The 16,795-nt window shown below is 71.0% G+C and carries 17 protein-coding genes; 9 read left to right on the top strand and 8 right to left on the bottom strand.

Annotated elements, in window-relative coordinates:
• Positions 1-66 precede the first annotated feature (66 nt).
• Positions 67-840: a TVP38/TMEM64 family protein gene (locus GAS53_RS41095; protein ID WP_151482866.1), complete on the bottom strand. Its 774-nt coding sequence runs from the start codon at positions 838-840 to the stop codon at positions 67-69.
• A 49-nt stretch (positions 841-889) separates the two neighbouring features.
• On the opposite strand from GAS53_RS41095, the gene GAS53_RS41100 reads away from it, so the two are divergent.
• The 4 genes from GAS53_RS41100 (at position 890) to GAS53_RS41115 (ending at position 4,749) form a co-directional block, all read left to right on the top strand.
• Positions 890-1,624 carry a DNA alkylation repair protein gene (locus GAS53_RS41100; RefSeq protein WP_151482867.1) on the top strand — a complete coding sequence of 245 codons (735 nt, stop codon included), beginning with the start codon at positions 890-892 and terminating at the stop codon, positions 1,622-1,624.
• A gap of 320 nt (positions 1,625-1,944) precedes the next feature.
• Positions 1,945-3,114 (top strand): elongation factor Tu, encoded by a 1,170-nt coding sequence (tuf, locus tag GAS53_RS41105; protein WP_151482868.1) that lies wholly within the window; start codon positions 1,945-1,947, stop codon positions 3,112-3,114.
• Between the two features lie 131 nt (positions 3,115-3,245).
• Positions 3,246-3,839 carry a DinB family protein gene (locus GAS53_RS41110; protein ID WP_151482869.1) on the top strand — a complete coding sequence of 198 codons (594 nt, stop codon included), beginning with the start codon at positions 3,246-3,248 and terminating at the stop codon, positions 3,837-3,839.
• Positions 3,840-3,903: 64 nt separating this feature from the next.
• Positions 3,904-4,749, top strand: a complete 846-nt coding sequence (locus tag GAS53_RS41115) for a spermidine synthase (RefSeq protein WP_151482870.1) — start codon at positions 3,904-3,906, stop codon at positions 4,747-4,749.
• Between the two features lie 29 nt (positions 4,750-4,778).
• On the opposite strand, the gene GAS53_RS41120 is transcribed toward GAS53_RS41115, so the two are convergent.
• The 3 genes from GAS53_RS41120 to GAS53_RS41130 form a co-directional block, all read right to left on the bottom strand.
• On the bottom strand, positions 4,779-6,071 hold the full coding sequence (locus tag GAS53_RS41120) for an MFS transporter (protein WP_151482871.1): 1,293 nt from the start codon (positions 6,069-6,071) through the stop codon (positions 4,779-4,781).
• Positions 6,072-6,186: 115 nt separating this feature from the next.
• A complete protein-coding gene (locus GAS53_RS41125; protein WP_151482872.1) occupies positions 6,187-7,227 on the bottom strand; it encodes a hypothetical protein in 1,041 nt (346 codons plus the stop codon).
• A 66-nt stretch (positions 7,228-7,293) separates the two neighbouring features.
• Positions 7,294-8,259, bottom strand: a complete 966-nt coding sequence (locus GAS53_RS41130; RefSeq protein ID WP_151482886.1) for a hypothetical protein — start codon at positions 8,257-8,259, stop codon at positions 7,294-7,296.
• A gap of 88 nt (positions 8,260-8,347) precedes the next feature.
• On the opposite strand from GAS53_RS41130, the gene GAS53_RS41135 reads away from it, so the two are divergent.
• Positions 8,348-8,785 carry a DUF4442 domain-containing protein gene (locus tag GAS53_RS41135; RefSeq protein WP_151482887.1) on the top strand — a complete coding sequence of 146 codons (438 nt, stop codon included), beginning with the start codon at positions 8,348-8,350 and terminating at the stop codon, positions 8,783-8,785.
• Between the two features lie 16 nt (positions 8,786-8,801).
• On the opposite strand, the gene GAS53_RS41140 is transcribed toward GAS53_RS41135, so the two are convergent.
• Positions 8,802-9,866, bottom strand: a complete 1,065-nt coding sequence (locus GAS53_RS41140; RefSeq protein ID WP_151482873.1) for a LacI family DNA-binding transcriptional regulator — start codon at positions 9,864-9,866, stop codon at positions 8,802-8,804.
• 118 nt (positions 9,867-9,984) lie between these two features.
• On the opposite strand from GAS53_RS41140, the gene GAS53_RS41145 reads away from it, so the two are divergent.
• The 4 genes from GAS53_RS41145 to GAS53_RS41160 all read left to right on the top strand — a co-directional run bounded on the left by GAS53_RS41145 (position 9,985) and on the right by GAS53_RS41160 (position 14,144).
• A complete protein-coding gene (locus GAS53_RS41145) occupies positions 9,985-11,163 on the top strand; it encodes a phytanoyl-CoA dioxygenase family protein (RefSeq protein WP_151482874.1) in 1,179 nt (392 codons plus the stop codon).
• A 58-nt stretch (positions 11,164-11,221) separates the two neighbouring features.
• Positions 11,222-11,998, top strand: coding sequence for an SDR family oxidoreductase (locus GAS53_RS41150; RefSeq protein ID WP_151482875.1), 777 nt, complete (start codon positions 11,222-11,224; stop codon positions 11,996-11,998).
• A 122-nt stretch (positions 11,999-12,120) separates the two neighbouring features.
• On the top strand, positions 12,121-13,125 hold the full coding sequence (locus GAS53_RS41155) for a Gfo/Idh/MocA family protein (RefSeq protein WP_151482876.1): 1,005 nt from the start codon (positions 12,121-12,123) through the stop codon (positions 13,123-13,125).
• The gene (locus tag GAS53_RS41160) at positions 13,122-14,144 is read left to right on the top strand and encodes a Gfo/Idh/MocA family protein (protein ID WP_151482877.1); all 1,023 of its coding nucleotides are present in this window, start codon (positions 13,122-13,124) and stop codon (positions 14,142-14,144) included. Before GAS53_RS41155 ends, GAS53_RS41160 begins: the two co-directional genes overlap by 4 nt.
• A 107-nt stretch (positions 14,145-14,251) precedes the next feature.
• Here GAS53_RS41160 and GAS53_RS41165 read toward each other — a convergent pair whose 3' ends face one another.
• From GAS53_RS41165 to GAS53_RS41175, 3 genes are all read right to left on the bottom strand, one after another.
• On the bottom strand, positions 14,252-15,271 hold the full coding sequence (locus tag GAS53_RS41165; protein WP_151482878.1) for a Gfo/Idh/MocA family protein: 1,020 nt from the start codon (positions 15,269-15,271) through the stop codon (positions 14,252-14,254).
• 17 nt (positions 15,272-15,288) lie between these two features.
• Positions 15,289-16,191: a sugar phosphate isomerase/epimerase family protein gene (locus GAS53_RS41170; protein ID WP_151482879.1), complete on the bottom strand. Its 903-nt coding sequence runs from the start codon at positions 16,189-16,191 to the stop codon at positions 15,289-15,291.
• Positions 16,191-16,795: ATP-binding cassette domain-containing protein (locus GAS53_RS41175; RefSeq protein ID WP_151482880.1), on the bottom strand; the 605-nt coding region annotated here is incomplete at its 5' end. The genes GAS53_RS41175 and GAS53_RS41170, both read right to left, overlap by 1 nt.

The raw sequence follows: 16,795 nt of genomic DNA on the forward strand, positions 1-16,795 counted from the left end.
CCCCGCAGCTTGTCAGCGGGCCAGTTGCCCTGCCGCCCGTCAGCGGGCCACTTGCTCTGCGGCCCGTCAGCGGGCCCGGAAGTGGTGGCGCTTGCGCCAGGCGATGATCGCTCCTGCCAGGGCGGGGAGGGCGATGAAGGCCATGGCGATCAGGAAGGCGGGGGACGTCGGGGCCGAGGCGCGGGCGCCGGCGACGACGTACGCGGCGGTGTTGGGGATCGAGCCGAGGGCCGTGGCGAGGAGGAAGGGGAACGCGCCCATGCGGGAGACGGAGGCGCAGTAGTTCGCGGCCCAGAAGGGCACCCCGGGGAAGAGCCGCGCGGCCATCATCGAGCGGAAGCCGTGGCGGCTGAGCTGGCCGTCCGCCGCCTTCAGCCAGCGGCCGCGCAGCAGGGGCCGCAGCGCGTCCTGCCCGAGGATCCGGCCGAGGCCGAAGGCGATCCCGGCCCCGAGCACCGTACCGGCGAGCGAGGCCCCGAGCCCGAGCTGCGAGCCGAAGAGGGCGCCCGCCGCGAGATTCAGGAGCGGCCGCGGTACGAAGGCGACCGTGCACAGCCCGTACGCCACCGCGAAGACCACGGCGGCCGCGGTGCCGTTCAGCTGCGGCGGCCAGCCGTCGGCCAGCAGTTTCTGCGGCTCGAACAGCAGCACCGTCGCGGCGGCCGACACCAGCAACGACACCAGCAGGGAGAGCCGGGACCATGGGGAGAGCAGTGCTCTCGTGCAACGGGCGGCCAGACCTGTCGGCGCGGGAATGAACTCGGCGGGGACGAGTTCCGTTGCGGGGACCGGGGGAGCGGCCGTGGCGGTGCCCCCAGAGCGGGTGGTGGCATCGAGCATTCGGCGACACTAACTGACCTATGTGTGTGATCGCCGTATGGTTCGTCTCATGGGCGTCACAGCTACCGGAACGTCAGATGGCTGTTCGGAGCTGCCGCGCAGCGTCCTCGCGGACACCGTGCTGGAGCGGCTCACCGCCACGTACGCCGCGGCGGCCGATCCGGAACGGGCGGTGTCGCTGCGCGCGTACATGAAGGACATCGCGCCCTTCCTCGGTCTGACCACGCCTGATCGCCGCGCACTCTCCCGCACCGTCCTGGCAGGCACGCCCCGCCCCGACGAGGCGGACTGCACGGCGGTGGCGCTGCGCTGCTGGCGGTTGCCGGAACGCGAGTACCACTACTTCGCAGTCGACTATCTGCGCCGCCATGTGACGCGTCTCTCGTCCGGCTTCCTGCCGGTGGCACGTCATCTCGTCTCCACGGTCCCCTGGTGGGACACCGTCGACCTGCTCGCCGCCCACGTGGTGGGAGGCCTGGTGGCCGCCGACCCGAAGCTGCGGGCCGACATGGACATGTGGATCGAGGACGACGACCTGTGGGTCGCCCGTACGGCCCTGCTCCACCAGCTCCGCTACAAGGACGCCACCGACACCGGACGCCTCTTCGCGTACTGCGTCCGCCAGTCCGGGCACCCCGACTTCTTCATCCGCAAGGCGATCGGCTGGTGTCTGCGCGAGTACGCCAAGACGGATCCGGACGCGGTGCGGGACTTCGTCGCCCGCGAGAGGGCCCACCTCGCGCCGCTGTCCGTGCGTGAGGCGCTCAAGAACATCGGCCCCTGACGCACCATCCGAAACACCCCACTGCCTGGGCCTCTCCGCAGCGAAAAACCATTCGACGTGGCCAGACACGTCAGCGAAGATCTCCCCATGTTCCGGTACGCCTTCGTTCTCGCAGCATCCGCAGTCGCGGATGCCCCGAAGGCTGCCGTCCTGATCACCGTGGCCGCCACAGAAGGCGCCCGAAGCTGACCCTTCCCGGATCGTCCGGCGGACCCCGCAGGGGGAGGGTCGGCAAGTCCTTGGGGTCCCCGTCCCGGCCGCTCTGACGCCGGGGCCAGCACTCAGCTCCGCTGACACCGAAGAGGCTTCGAGGTATTGCCATGCCCAAGACGGCTTACGTGCGCACCAAACCGCATCTGAACATCGGCACCATGGGTCATGTCGACCACGGCAAGACCACCCTGACCGCCGCCATCACCAAGGTCCTCGCCGAGCGCGGCTCCGGCACATTCGTTCCCTTCGACCGGATCGACCGGGCCCCGGAGGAGGCCGCGCGCGGCATCACCATCAACATCGCGCACGTCGAGTACGAGACCGACACCCGGCACTACGCGCACGTGGACATGCCGGGCCACGCCGACTACGTCAAGAACATGGTCACGGGCGCGGCCCAGCTCGACGGGGCGATCCTCGTCGTCTCGGCGCTCGACGGGATCATGCCGCAGACCGCCGAACACGTGCTGCTCGCCCGGCAGGTGGGCGTCGACCACATCGTCGTCGCCCTGAACAAGGCCGACGCGGGCGACGAGGAACTCACCGACCTCGTCGAGCTGGAGGTCCGCGAACTGCTCTCCGCGCACGGCTACGGCGGCGACTCCGTACCGGTCGTACGGGTCTCCGGGCTCAAGGCCCTTGAGGGCGACCCGCGTTGGACGACGGCGATCGACGCGCTGCTGGACGCCGTGGACACGTATGTGCCGATCCCCGAGCGGTATCTCGACGCGCCGTTCCTGATGCCCGTCGAGAACGCGCTCACGATCACCGGGCGCGGGACGGTCGTGACGGGCGCGGTGGAGCGGGGCCGGATCCACGTGGGCGACCGTGTCGAAGTGATCGGCGCCGCCGTCGACACGGTGGTCACCGGTCTGGAGACGTTCGGCAAGCCCATGGAGGAGGCGCAGGCGGGCGACAACGTGGCGTTGCTGCTGCGCGGTGTCCCGCGCGACAGGGTGCGCCGCGGGTACGTCGTCGCGGCGCCCGACAGCGTCGTGCCCAAGCGTCGCTTCTCCGCGCAGGTGTACATCCTGTCGACGCGCGAGGGAGGGCGTACGACACCGGTGTCCACCGGCTACCGGCCGCAGTTCTACATCCGCACCGCGGACGTCGTCGGCGACGTCGACCTCGGCGAGCGGGCGGTCGCGCGGCCCGGTGACACCGTCACCATGACGGTCGAGCTGGGCCGCGAGGTGCCGCTGGAGGCCGGGCTCGGCTTCGCGATCCGCGAGGGCGGGCGCACGGTCGGCGCGGGAACGGTGACCTGGGTCGGCTGAACTCGGCCGCGGCCGACCGGAGTTGGCCGAGCCGGGCGGGTGCCCGCCTCTCGTCTCGTACGGGAGGCGGGCACCCGCGTGTCGTCGAAACGCGCGTGCGTTCGGGCACGACCGCGGTTGAGGATGAGGCCATGACGAGCCCGCACCCGCATTCCCACCCCGACCCCCGCCCGCGCAGAAGAGCCGAGCTGTTCGTCGCCCAAGAGGCCGCCGCAGAGGAGGACCGCCGCTTCACTACGTCCGCCACCGCCGACGAGCGCAGCATGCTCGTCGACATCCTGGGCGCCCAGCGGGCGACGCTGGAGATGAAGTGCGCGGGACTGGACGCCGAGTTGGCGCGACGGTCCGTGGAGCCCTCCACGCTCTCGCTGCTCGGGCTGCTGCGGCATCTCGCCGACATGGAGCGCCGCTGGTTCCGGCGGGTGCTGGCCCGGCAGGACGCGCCCGCGCTCTTCTCCTCCGAGGCGAACCCCGACGGCGACTTCGACGGTGCGGTCGCCGACCCCGCCGTCATCGCCGAGGCCTGGGACGCCTGGCGCGGCGAGGTGGCGTTCTCCGAGGGCTTCGTCGCGGAGGCGCCCGGTCTCGACGTCACGGGCGAGGACTCCTGGCGCGGACCGGTGTCGCTGCGCTGGGTCCTCATCCACATGATCGAGGAGTACGCCCGCCACAACGGCCACGCCGACCTGCTCCGCGAGCGCATCGACGGAGCCATCGGCGTGTGAGGCGAGGCCGGCGGGGACCGGCGAGCGCCGGGCCCGGTCACGCCCGTACGGGCACAATGGACCCGTGGACGAGCCGATACCCGTGACGCGAGCCGTGGATCACGGGACCGCCAAGCTGATGCCGGACGTCGACCGGAAGCGGGCCTGGCTGCTGACGGTCGACGGGGCACCGCAGTCGTACGTCGATCTGGACGCGCCGACGCACCTGGAGTTCGAGTACGCGCGACGGCTCGGGCATGTGCTGGACACGGTCGCGGAGCCGGGGCGCGCGCTGGACGTACTGCACCTCGGCGGCGGCGCGCTCACCCTGCCCCGGTATCTCGCCGCGACCCGGCCCGGCTCCCGGCAGGACGTGGTCGAGGCCGACAGCGGTCTGCTGGACCTCGTCCTCGAGCAGCTGCCCGTGCCCGAGGACGCGGGCATCACGCTGCACGGCGCGGACGCCCGCACGTGGCTCGAATCCGCCCCTGCCGACTCCGCCGACGTCCTGATCGCCGACGTGTTCGGCGGCTCCCGTGTCCCCGCGCACCTGACCTCGGTGGCGTACGCGGGTGAGGCCGAGCGAGTCCTGCGCGCCGACGGCGTGTACCTGGCCAACCTCGCCGACGCCACGCCCTTCGCCTTCCTGCGCTCCCAACTCGCCACGTTCTCCACGGTGTTCGAGGAGCTGGCACTGATCGCCGAGCCGGGCGTGCTGCGCGGCCGCCGCTTCGGCAACGCCGTCCTCGTCGCCTCCCACCGCCCGCTCGACACGGCGACCCTCAGCCGGCGTACGGCCTCCGACGCCTTTCCGGCCCGCGTCGAGTACGGGGACACGCTGCGGGTCTTCATGGGAGGCGCCGAGCCCGTACGGGACGAGGACGCCGTGCCGTCGCCAGAGCCGCCGGACGGCGCGTTCAGCATCGGCTGACGGCAGAGCCCGTACGGAGTGCGGTGGGCTCAGCTGTCGGAGTGTGCCGGCTCGCTCTTCACCGGCGCTCCCTGCGCCACTTCCCTCGTATGCCGCGTCAGGTTCCGCACGTCCGGTACGCACAGCACCGCCGCCGTCACCACGACGACCAGGACGGCGCAGCCCCACAGGGACGCCGCACGCCCGAACGCGGACTCCGCCGGGCCCGCGAGCGCCGTGGCGAGCGGCACCATGGCGATCGACCCGAACCAGTCGTACGCCGAGACACGGGAGAGCTTGTCCTCCGGGATCTCCTGGTGCAGCGCGGTCATCCATGAGACTCCGAACACCTCGATCGCGGCGCCGGTCACGAACATCACCGCGCACAGGGGGCCGACCGGGACCGGTACGGCGAGCGCGGCCGACGGGAGGGCGAGCGGGAAGACGCAGAGGGTGCCGGCGAGGAGCAGCCGGCGCGGCTTCCAGCGCATCATCAGCAGGGCGCCGCCGACGGTGCCCGCGCCGAACGCGGCGAGGGCCAGTCCCCACGGGCCCGGTCCGCCGAGACTGTCCCGGGCGACCAGGGGCCCGTACACCGCCTCGGCGGCGCCGACCACGGCCACCACGACCGAGAACTGCGCGACGATCGACCAGAGCCAGGGCCGGCCGACGACCTCTCGCCAGCCGTCGCGGAGGTCGGTGAGCATCCCGCCGCCGGGTTCGCGGGCCGGTATGTGGCTCACGTCGAGGAAGGCGCGCAGGGCGCCCGCGACCGCGAACGCCACCGCGTCCACGGCGAGCACCCAGCCGGGGCCGACCACGGCGACCATGGCGCCGCCGAGTGCGGCGCCGCCGAGGCCCGCGCCGTGCATGGCGAGCCGGAACATGGCGAAGGCACGGCCGGCCTGTTTGCCGCTGACCGAGGAGAGCAGCATGCCCTCGGCTGCGGGGTTGAAGAACGCCTGGCCGGTGCCGCCGAGCGCGGTGAGGAGCATCATCTGCCAGAGCTGGGGTTCGCCGGCGATGACGAGTGCCGCGAAGGCCGCCTGGGAAAGGCAGTTGAGGGTGTTGGCCGCGACCATCACGCGGTGCCGGGGCAGCCGGTCCGCGACCGCGCCGCCGATCAGCAGGAAGAGCACCAGCGGGAGGGTGCGGGCCGCCGCCACCAGGCCCACGTCGCCGCCGTCGCCGCCTTCGTCCAGGACGGCGAACGCCGCCGCGATCAACGCACCTTGGCTGCCCAGGTTCGTCACGACCGCGGCGGCGGTCAGCAGGGTGTAGTTGCGGCCCGCCCAGGTGGGGCGGCGCGGGCGGCGGGCGGGGGAGTCGGTGGCGGGGGTCACCCGGCGACTATCTCCGCCGCGGACCGACTTGCCAAACGACTATTCGACCTGGCTCGACAATTCGGCCTGGCTCGCGTCCTTTCCGCTCCGCCCGTCCGCGGTTTCCGCCCGGGAGCTAGGAATCCGTCGGCGCGCTCTCGGTGAGGCGCACGGTGCTCAAGATCTTCTGGACGGTCGCCTCGGGGATCTCGTCGTCGACGCCCTTGGCCCCGTACAGGTTCCAGGTGACGAAGTCGCCCGCGCCGTTCTTGAACGCGAAGGCGATGGCCTTGCCCTCGCTGTCGCACTTCCCCTTCTGCGGCGTGTTGCTCGAGTACGCCGTGGCGATGCTGCCCTTGAGGCCCGACGTCGTGGTGTAGTCCTTCGCCTTGTCGAACTTCACGCTCTTCTTGTCCGGCTGCGTATAGCCGCCGAAGATCCACCACGGCACGCGGGTCTCGGCCGCCTCGGCCGTGTTCTTGGCGCCGTTCTCGCCGCGCGTTCCCGCGGTGGCCAGCGCAGTGTCCTCCTCGCGGCCGTCCTTGTCGCTGTCGGTGGAGCACCACTTGGACTTCAGGCTGGCGGGGGCGGTGACCGTGCTGCGGTCGGTCTTGCCCTTCTCCTCCCACTCGAAGCCGACGCTCGTGTCGGCGCTCTCGAGCTCCCAGTCGGCCGGTACGTCGAACATCGTGCCGAAGCGCGGGTTGACGACGACCTTCCAGCCCGCGATGGTCGGCTTCTCGCCGTCGGTGCCACGCGGATTGTCCTCGCCGGTGGACGCGGACGCGCTCGGGTCCTTGGCCGCGCTCGCCGACGGCGACTGCTTCACCTTGCCGTCCTTGTCGCCGCCTGCCTCGTCGTCCTTGTCGCCGCCCAGGACCAGGAAGCCCGTGACACCGGCCGCGACGACCACGGCCGTGGCCGCCACGATCGCGATGAGCTTCGTCCTGTTCCCGTCACCCCCGCCCTGCGGCGGCTGCGGCGGTTGCGGCACACCGGGCGCACTCCAACCGGGCTGCCCCGGCTGCGTGTACGGGTTCGGCTGCTGAGGTCCGGTCTGCTGGAATCCGGGCTGCTGATACGGATTCGGCTGCTGGTACCCCGGCTGCTGGTACGGATTCTGGTTCGGGTCCTGCGGGTTCTGCTCGCCCCCGGGCGGCTGGTTTCCTGGCCACATGGGCAGTAACCCTAGTGCCGCCCGGGACACGGTTGGGTCACTGCCCTTCGTCAGGGGCGTACCGGATCAGGAGTCAGATGGGTCCTTATGGAGACGTACCGTGCTGAGGATCTTCCGGACCGTCGCGTCCGGGACCTCCTCGGCGACGCCCTTGGCTCCCATGAACGACCAGGAGACGAAGTCTCCTTGGGAGTTCTCGAAGGCGAACGTCGTCGCCTTGCCGTCCGAGTCGCACTTGTCCTTCTTCTGGACCCCGGAGGACTCGGAGGTGGCGAGGCTTCCGGTGATGCCGGACGCGGTCGTGTACGACGGCACCGGTCCGGTTGTGACGTTTGTCCTGTCGGGCTGGGTGAAGGCGCCGTAGACCCAGTTCGCCGAGTCCGAACGGGCGATCTCCTCGGTGCTCTTGGCGCTCTTGTTGCCCTTGCTCCCCGCCTGCGCCAGCGGCGTGTGGTCCACGCTGCCGTCCTTGTCCTCGTCGGCCCCGCACCACTTCTCCTTGAGTGCCGCGGGAGCCATCATCGCGACCAGAGGGGTCTCCTCCGGATCGTCGTCCTCCGAGACGTACGAGACCCAGCTGGGCGAGGTGAGGGCCCACTCGGCCGGCACGTCGAAGGCGATGCCCTTCTGCGCGTTCACCACAACCTTCCAGCCCGCGATGGTCGGCTTGTCGCCGTCGGTGCCGCGCGGGTCGCTCGGCTCGGCCGAACTCGGCTGCCGGGAGGGCGATTCGGTGGGCTCGGGACCCGCCGTGTCGTCCTTGTCGCCGCCGAGCAGCACGAATCCGGTCACTGCGGCGGCGACCACGACGGTCGCGGCGGTGACGATCGCGACGATCTTCGTGTGATTGCCGCCGTCCTCGGGCGGTGGCGACGGCGCACCCGCCGGGACCGTCGGAGCGGTCCACTGCCCTGGCGGCCGCTGGTACGGGTTCGGCTGCTGGTATCCCGGCTGCTGGTAAGGGTTGTCATGCTGCGGGTTCTGGTCCCGCGGATTCGGCGCGCCCCCTGGCGGCTGTTCTCCTGGCCACATGCGCCGCAACGATACGGCGATCACGCTCCGCTTCTGGTCACGACTGGCTACTCGTGGGTAACATGCCGGCATGAGCGCAGATGATCAGATGTCGATCGGCGAGATGCTCGCCGCCACGGTGCCGATGGTGCGGACCCTGAAGCTGGAGTATCTCGAGACCACTCCGGAGAAGGCCGTGCTGGCGCTGCCTGATCAGAGCGAGTACCACAATCACGTGGGCGGGCCGCATGCCGGGGCGATGTTCACGTTGGGGGAGTCGGCGAGCGGGGCGGTGGTGCTGGCCGCGTTCGGGGATCAGCTCGCGCGGGCCGTGCCGCTGCCCGTGACAGCCGAGATCGCGTTCAAGAAGCTGGCCAGGGGGCCGGTGACGGCCACCGCGACGCTGGGGCGTCCCATCGCCGACGTCGTCGCCGAACTCGACGCGGGGGAGCGGCCGGAGTTCCCCGTGGCCGTCGCCATTCAGCGTGAGGACGGGGCCGTGACCGGGGAGATGAAGGTCATCTGGACGTTGCGGCCCAACGGTTGAGGGGCTGATCGAGCCATCAGCCGCCCTGGCCGTTGGAGCGGCTGTCCGACAGAGGCGTCTCCGGCGGCATGTTGTACGGCGTGACGACCTGGATCGCGGACGGGAGTGACGGGGCCGGGTCCGCGGGCAGGGCGTCGTGGGCCCGCATGATGGCCTGGCAGGCGGTGCGCATGTCCTGGCGCAGGTCGTGGTGGAGTACGGCGGACAGGCGCCCGGCGCGCAGCAGGCGGGCGTTGTCGTGGTCCAGGTCGTGGGCGACGAAGACGGCGCACGGTCGGCCCACGGCGTCGAAGGCGTCGAGGGTGGCGATGTTGCCCCCGCCGATCGAGTAGACGGCCCTGATCTCGGGATCCTGGCGGAGCGCGGCCAGGACGAGGTCGTACTGGGTGGCGTCAAGGCCGTCGCTGTCGGTGACCTCCACCAGGCGCCGCGCCGGACGCAGCGTACGCATCGTGGCCCGGAAGCCCATCTCGCGCTCCTCCTCGCCGCGGAAGAAGCCGCGGCTGATGGTGGTGAGGACGTGCCCCGGACCGTCCCCCAGCCACTGGCCGACGAGGTACGCGGCGGTGGCGCCGGCTGCCCGGTTGTCGATGCCGACGTATGCGAGCCGGCCGCTGGCGGGCAGGTCGGTCACCAGGGTCACCACCGGGATGCCCGCGGCCACCAGCCGTCCCACGGCCGCCGAGACCTCCGGCACGTCCGGGGCCTTGAGGATCACGCCCTGGGAACCGCGCCTGGCGATCCGGTCCAGCGTCGCGATCAGATCGTCCGGCGTGCCGGTCTCCCGGAAGTGGAACCGGCAGCGCATGACGGCCGGACGCAGTGACGGCAGCTCGGCCTCCAGCGCCGTGCGCACCGCCGTGGAGAACCGCTCCGGTGTCTGCATGACGATGTCGGTCATGAAGGTGCGGCCGGTGAGCCGGACCTGCGTCCGCTGCCGGTCCAGATCGGTGATGGCCTGGCGCACCGACCGGGCCGTGCTCTCCCGGACCCCGCCCCGGCCGTTCAGGACCCGGTCCACGGTGGCCTCGCTCAGCCCCGCCTGGCGGGCGATCTCCCTGATCGCGTACGGGTGGCCCATCGCCGGCTCCTTGAGGGGTTTTTGATGGCTCACTGACGATTGCTTGAGGGATGTGACGTCATAAGAATGACATCACCGCGTCGCCGCGATGTCCGACGTGATCTCCGAAAGGACGACGATGTCCCGCACCCTTTCAGGACCCCGTACGTGGCTGTCCGTGGACGACTGCGACCTCGGCCGTTTCCGTGAACTGGTCGAGCAGGTCACCGACCCGGCCGACTACCCCTACGCCGCCGCCGTAGAGCGGAACGTCCCGCTGTACGACAGCGACCGCCTGCGTGCCGCCGCCGGGACGCCCGAGGGCCGCCGGGACGTGCAGTCCGAGCTGGTCCGCGCGCTCGCCGACGGACCCGGCATCGTGGTGTTCCAGGGCGCCTTCCCCGACCGCGGGGTCATCGACCGGACCACCGAGGCGTTCGACGCCCTGATCGCCGAGCAGCGTGCGTCGGGCGCGACCGCGGGCGACCACTTCGCCAAGCCGGGCGCGAACGACCGGGTCTGGAACGCGCTGGAGAAGGCGGCCCTGCTCGACCCGGAGGCGTTCGCCGACTACTACGCCAACGACATGATCGCCCTGGTCTCCGACGCCTGGCTCGGCCCCGGCTACCAGGTCACGTCACAGGTCAACGTCGTGAACCCGGGCGGCGCCGCGCAGACCGTGCACCGGGACTACCACCTGGGCTTCCTGAGCAACGACGTCGCCGCCGCGTACCCCGCGCACGTCCACCGGCTCTCCCCGGTCCTGACGCTCCAGGGCGCGGTCGCGCACTGCGACATGCCCGTCGAGTCCGGCCCGACGATGTACCTGCCGCACTCGCAGAAGTACGAGCTCGGCTACCTGGCCTGGCGGCTGCCGGAGTTCCACGACTACTTCGAGACCCACCACGTCCAGCTGCCGCTGGCCGAGGGAGACGCGGTCTTCTTCAACCCGGCCCTCTTCCACGCCGCCGGACACAACCGGTCCGCGGACATCCGGCGCATGGCCAACCTGCTCCAGGTCTCCTCCGCCTTCGGCCGGGCGATGGAGACCGTCGACCGCGAGGCGATGGCCAACGCCGTCTACCCGGTACTGCTCAAGCGCAAGGCCGAGGGCGTGAGCCAGGAGTGGCTCGACACGGTCGTGGCTGCCTCCGCCGAGGGCTATTCCTTCCCTACCAACCTGGACTCCGACCCGCCCGTCGACGGCCTCGCCCCGCCGTCCCAGGCGGACCTCGTCCGCCGCGCCCTCGGCGAGGAGTGGACGCCGGAGCGGCTGCGGGAGGCGCTGCGCGCGGGTGCCGAGCGCCGCGAGAGCTGAGAGGCGCGACACCTGTGGGACTTCTACCGTGGGACTTCTCGGGAACAGAGAGCCGGACATGAGACTCCTCGAAGACAAGGTCGTCCTCGTCAACGGCGGCAGCCAGGGCGTCGGCGCGGCCGTGGCCCGGGCCGCCGCCCGCGAGGGCGCGACCGTCGCCGTCACGGGGCGCCGTCCCGAGCCCGGCGAGGCGCTGGTCGCCGAACTGGCCGAAGCAGGGGCCAGGGCCATGTACGTACGGATCGACCTGTCCGACGCCGAAGAGGCCCGGAAGAGTGTGGCCGGGGTGATCGCCGTCCACGGCCGGATCGACTGCCTGGTCAACTCCGCCGGGCTCACCTCGCGCGGGACGCTGCTCGACACCACGCCCGAGCTGTTCGACGCGCACATCGCGATCAACCTCAAGGGCCCGTTCTTCGCGATGCAGGCCGCGGTGGCGGACATGGTCGCGCGCAAGGCGCCCGGCACCATCGTCAACATCATCACCTCCTCCGAGCACGGCGGACAGCCCTTCCTCGCCCCGTACGTCGCCGCCAAGGCCGGACTCGCCGGGCTGACGCGCAACGCCGCGCACGCCCACCGCTGGGACCGCATCCGGATCAACGGCCTGAACATCGGCTGGACCGCGACCGAGGGCGAGGACGCCACCCAGCGCACCTTCCACGACGCGGGCGACGACTGGCGCGAACAGGCCGCCGAGCGGCTGCCGATGGGCAGGCTCGGCCAGCCCGACGAGATCGCCGACTTCGTCGTCTTCCTCCTCTCCGACCGCAGCGGCGTCGTCACCGGCTCGGTCATCGACTGGGACCAGAACGTCCTCGGCGGACTCGACTGATCTCTCCCAAGTCGATCTCTTACGAAGTTGATCTCTTACGAAGCCGACTCGACCCAGCACTCAAGAACTCAAGAACGCAAGCACTCAAGAACGCAAGCACGCAATCAAGGAGCCCCTGAACCATGCGTATCGGCATCCTCGGCCTCGGCCGGATCGGCGTCTTCCACGCCGAGACCCTCTCCCGGCTCGACGCGGTCGAGTCCCTCGTCGTCGCCGATCCGTATCGGGACGCGGTCACGGCGGCCGTCGAGCGCTTCGGCGCGGAGGCCGCCGCCTCACCCGAGGCGGTGCTGGCCGCGGGCGTGGACGGCGTGGTGATCGCCGCCGCGACCGACGCCCACCCCAGTCTGATCCTCGCCGCCGTCGAGGCGGGTGTGCCGGTCTTCTGCGAGAAGCCGGTCGCCCGCACGATGAAGGAGGGCGTCGAGGTCCTGAACGCCGTGCGCGACAGCGGCGTCGAGATCCAGATCGGCTACAACCGGCGCTTCGACGCCGGGTTCGTGGCCGCCCGCGCCGCCGTCCGGAGCGGCGAACTCGGCCCGCTGCACACCGTACGGTCCACCACGCTGGACCCGGCGCCGCCCCCGGCCGCGTACATCGCCGCCTCCGGAGGCATCTTCCGCGACTGCTCCGTGCACGACTTCGACATCATCCGCTGGGTCACCGGGCGCGAGGTCACGGAGGTGTACGCGACCGGCAGCAACCGCGGGGAGCCGTACATCGCCGAGGCCGGGGACGCCGACACCACCGCCGCGATCCTCACCCTGGACGACCAGACACTCGCCGTGGTCTCCAACTCCCGCCACAACGCCCGCGGCTACGATGTCCGCATGGAGCTGCACGGCTTCCGGGACAGCATCGCGGTCGGCCTGGAGGACAAGCTGCCGCTGCGCTCCGTCGAGCCCGGCGTCACGTTCCCGGCGGGCACCCCGCACGACTTCTTCATGGACCGCTTCACCGAGGCGTACCGTGCCGAACTGAGCGCGTTCACCGATGTCGTCGCCGGCCGGCGGACCTCGCCGTGTACCGTCGCCGACGCGCTGGAGGCGGGCTGGATCGCCGAGGCCTGCACGCTGTCCCTGCGCGAGCACCGCACCGTCACGATCGAGGAGGTACGCGGCGCATGACGAACCCGGTCGAGCCACTGCGCATCGGAGTGCTGGGCGCCGCCCGCATCGCCGAACTGTCCCTCGTCGGCCCGGCTCGCGCCACCGGCCACCGCCTCGTCGCGGTGGCCGCCCGCGACCGCTCCCGCGCCGAGTCCTTCGCCGCCGAGCACGGCGTCGAACGGGTCCTGGACTCCTACGCCGACCTGATCGCCGACCCCGAGGTCGAGGTCGTCTACAACCCCCTGGCGAACGGCCTGCACGGACCGTGGAACCTCGCCGCGCTCGCCGCGGGCAAGCACGTGCTCACGGAGAAGCCCTCCGCGAGCAACACGGAGGAGGCCGTCGAAGTCCGGGACGCCGTCGCCAAGGCGGGCACCGTCTTCATGGAGGCCTTCCACTACCTCTTCCACCCGGTCACCCGGCGTCTGCACGAGCTGCTGGACTCGGGGGAGTTGGGGGAACTGCGGCATGTCGAGGCCCTCGTCGCCGTTCCCGCTCCGCCCGCCGAGGACCCCCGCTGGTCCCTGCCGCTCGCCGGCGGCGCGCTCATGGACCTCGGCTGCTACAGCCTGCACGCCCTGCGGATGCTCGCCCCCTGGGCCGGCGGTGCGCCCACCCTGGTCAGCGCCACGGGAGGCGGACGCGAGGGCGCCCCGGAGGTCGACGAGTGGCTGGACGCCGACCTGGCCTTCCCGGGCGGCGCCACCGGCTCCGCCCGCTGCCACATGGACTACAGCGAGCTCCGTATGACCTGCCGGATCGTCGGCTCCCGGGGCGAGGCGACCGCGATGAACTTCGTCCTGCCGCACCTGGACGACCGCGTGGTCGTACGCACGGCTGCGGGGGAGCGGACCGAGGAACTCGGCAAGCGGTCCTCGTACACGTACCAACTGGAGGCGTTCGCCGCCCGCGTACGCGACGGGGCGGCGCTCCCGCTCGACGCGGAGGACGCGGTGACGACCATGAGGCTGATCGACGACTGCTACCGCGACGCCGGATTCCAGCCCCGGCCGCGCACCGCGCTTCCTCGGCCGTAACTGCCCGTCACTCATCGCCCGTTCGTAACCGCCCGGAGGGTGGACCCGCCACGCGGGTCCACCCTCCGGGCGGTTTCTCTGTTCCGTTCAGCTGCGGTCCGTTCCGTTCAGCTGTAGAAGGCCGGGCGCTCGATCAGTTCGACCTCGACCCGGCCGCCCTCGGTCTGGGCGCGGACGCCCGCCTCGCAGACCGCGGCCGTGGCGTAGCCGTCCCAGGCGCTTGGTCCTGTGACCTCGCCACGCCGGGTGGCGTCCACCCAGGCCTGCATCTGACGGTCGTAGGCGTCCTCGAAACGCTCCACGAAGTCCTGGGCGATGGTGCCGCCCCAGCGGCCGGCCATGTTCGTGACGAGGGCGTGCCCGTCACCGATACGGGCCGTGCCGCGCTCGCAGACCACCTCGGCCTGCACCTGGTAGCCGAAGCCGCAGTTGACGTTGATCTCGACGTCCACGACCGCGCCGCCGTCCGTCTCGAACAGGACGAACTGCGGGTCCTGCAGCCCCTCCGGGGCGTTGCCGGACGGCGTCGGCTTCAGCACGGTGACCGCGGTGATCTCCTGCTCGAGCAGCCAGCGCGTGATGTCCATCTCGTGCACGACGGAGTCGTTGATGAGCATCGCGCTGGTGAAGCCGGGCGGGGTGGCGACATTGCGGTGCCGGTTGTGCAGCATCAGCGGCCGGCCCAACTGCCCGGTGGCCAGCAGCGACTTGAGCTTCGCGTACTCGGTGTCGTACCGCCTCATGAAGCCCACCTGCACCCGGCGGTGCCCGAGCTTCTGCTCCGCCTCCAGCACCCGCAGCGCCGACACCGAACCCGGGGTGAGCGGCTTCTCGCACAGCACCGGCAGGTCGTACTCGAAGGCGGTGAGCAGCGCCGCCTCGTGGGCAGGGCCTGGCGAGGCGATCAGTACGGCGTCGACACCGTCCGCGGCCATGGCGGCGGACGGGTCGGTGTGGGCGGAGCAGCCCTCGATGCCGTCGGCGATCCGTTTGACCCGTTCCGCGTCGACGTCCACGACCGCCGCCACACGGGCCCCGCTGGTCACTTCGTTGAGACGACGTACATGATCGGCACCCATCTTCCCGGTGCCGATGACGGCCACGCCGAGCGTTCCGTGCTGAGCCATGATCGGTCGGTCCCTTCTCAGGCGCCGCAGGAGCGCAGGAATTGGCGGGTGCGCACCGCGATGGGCAGGGGCTTGTCCGGCGGGCAGGGGTACATGTCCTGCTCGACGATCGCGAACAGGTCGATGCCGAGGCCCTGCGCTGCGGTCAGCACCGGCTCGAGCGCTGGGATGCCGGCCGGGGGCTCGCACATCACGCCGCGCTGCACGGCGGGGCCGAACGGGATCTCGTTCTTCACGACGTCGGCGAGGATCTCCGGGTCGACCTGCTTGAGATGCAGATAGCCGATGCGCTCGCCGTACGTCTCGATCAGTTTGACGTTGTCGCCGCCGCAGTAGGCGTAGTGCCCGGTGTCCAGGCACAGGCTGACCAGGCCGGAGTCGGTCGAGTTGAGGAAGCGCTCGACGTGCTCCTCGGTGTCGATGTGCGTGTCGGCGTGCGGGTGCACGACGATGTCGAGGCCGAAGCGCTCCTTCACCTCGTGGCCGAGACGTTCCATGCCCTTGGTCAGATAGGCCCATTGACGGACCGTCAGCTCGGGCGGCTCGATCAGCGCGGCGGTCTTGTCGTCCCGCCAGAAGGACGGGATGACGACCAGGTGCTTCGCGCCCATGGCCTGCGTCAGCTCGGCGACCTGGCTGACGTGCTCCCAGGTGGCGTCCCAGACGTCGGGGCCGCGGTGCAGCGCGGTGAAGACCGTGCCGGCCGACACCTTGAGGTCGCGCTTGTTCACCTCGTCGGTGAGCTTGGCCGGGTCGGTCGGCAGATAGCCGTACGGGCCGAGCTCGATCCAGGAGTAACCGGCCTCGGTGACCTCGTCCAGGAAGCGTTCCCAGGGAACCTGCTGGGGGTCGTCGGGGAACCAGACTCCCCAGGAGTCCGGTGCCGAGCCGACGCGGATACGGTCGAGCGCGTCTGCCATCAGGTGGTCCCTTCGGAAGCGGTGGCGACGGGTGCGGTGAGGTCTTCTTCTTCGGGGAGTTTGTCGACGTCGACGCCGCGGACCTGGGCCAGCTCGTGTTTGAGGGCGGCGAGTTCGGCGCCGCCGGCCATGTGGTTGGTGAGTTCTTCCAGGCTGACCTCGCTGCGGGCGGCGGACAGTTCCATCGTCCCGAGGCGCAGGACGCTGAAGTGGTCGCCGACCATGTAGGCGTGGTGCGGGTTGTGGGTGATGAAGATGACGCCCAGGCCGCGGTCGCGGGCGGCGGCGATGTATTTGAGGACCACGCCGGACTGTTTGACGCCGAGCGCGGCGGTGGGCTCGTCCAGGATCAGGACGCGGGCGCCGAAGTAGACGGCGCGGGCGATGGCCACCGACTGGCGCTGGCCGCCGGAGAGGGTGCCGATGGGCTGGTCGAGGTCGTCCAGCACGATGCCCATGGCGCGCAGTTCGGTGTCCGCGGTCTGCTTCATCGTCGCGATGTCCAGGCGGCGCACCGGCCAGGGGCCCTTGGTCATTTCGGAGCCGAGGAAGAAGTTGCGCCAGACCGGCATCAGCGGGACGGTGGCGAGGTCCTGGTAGACGG

This window comes from Streptomyces albicerus (assembly GCF_008905045.1).
Lineage (GTDB): Bacteria > Actinomycetota > Actinomycetes > Streptomycetales > Streptomycetaceae > Streptomyces > Streptomyces albicerus.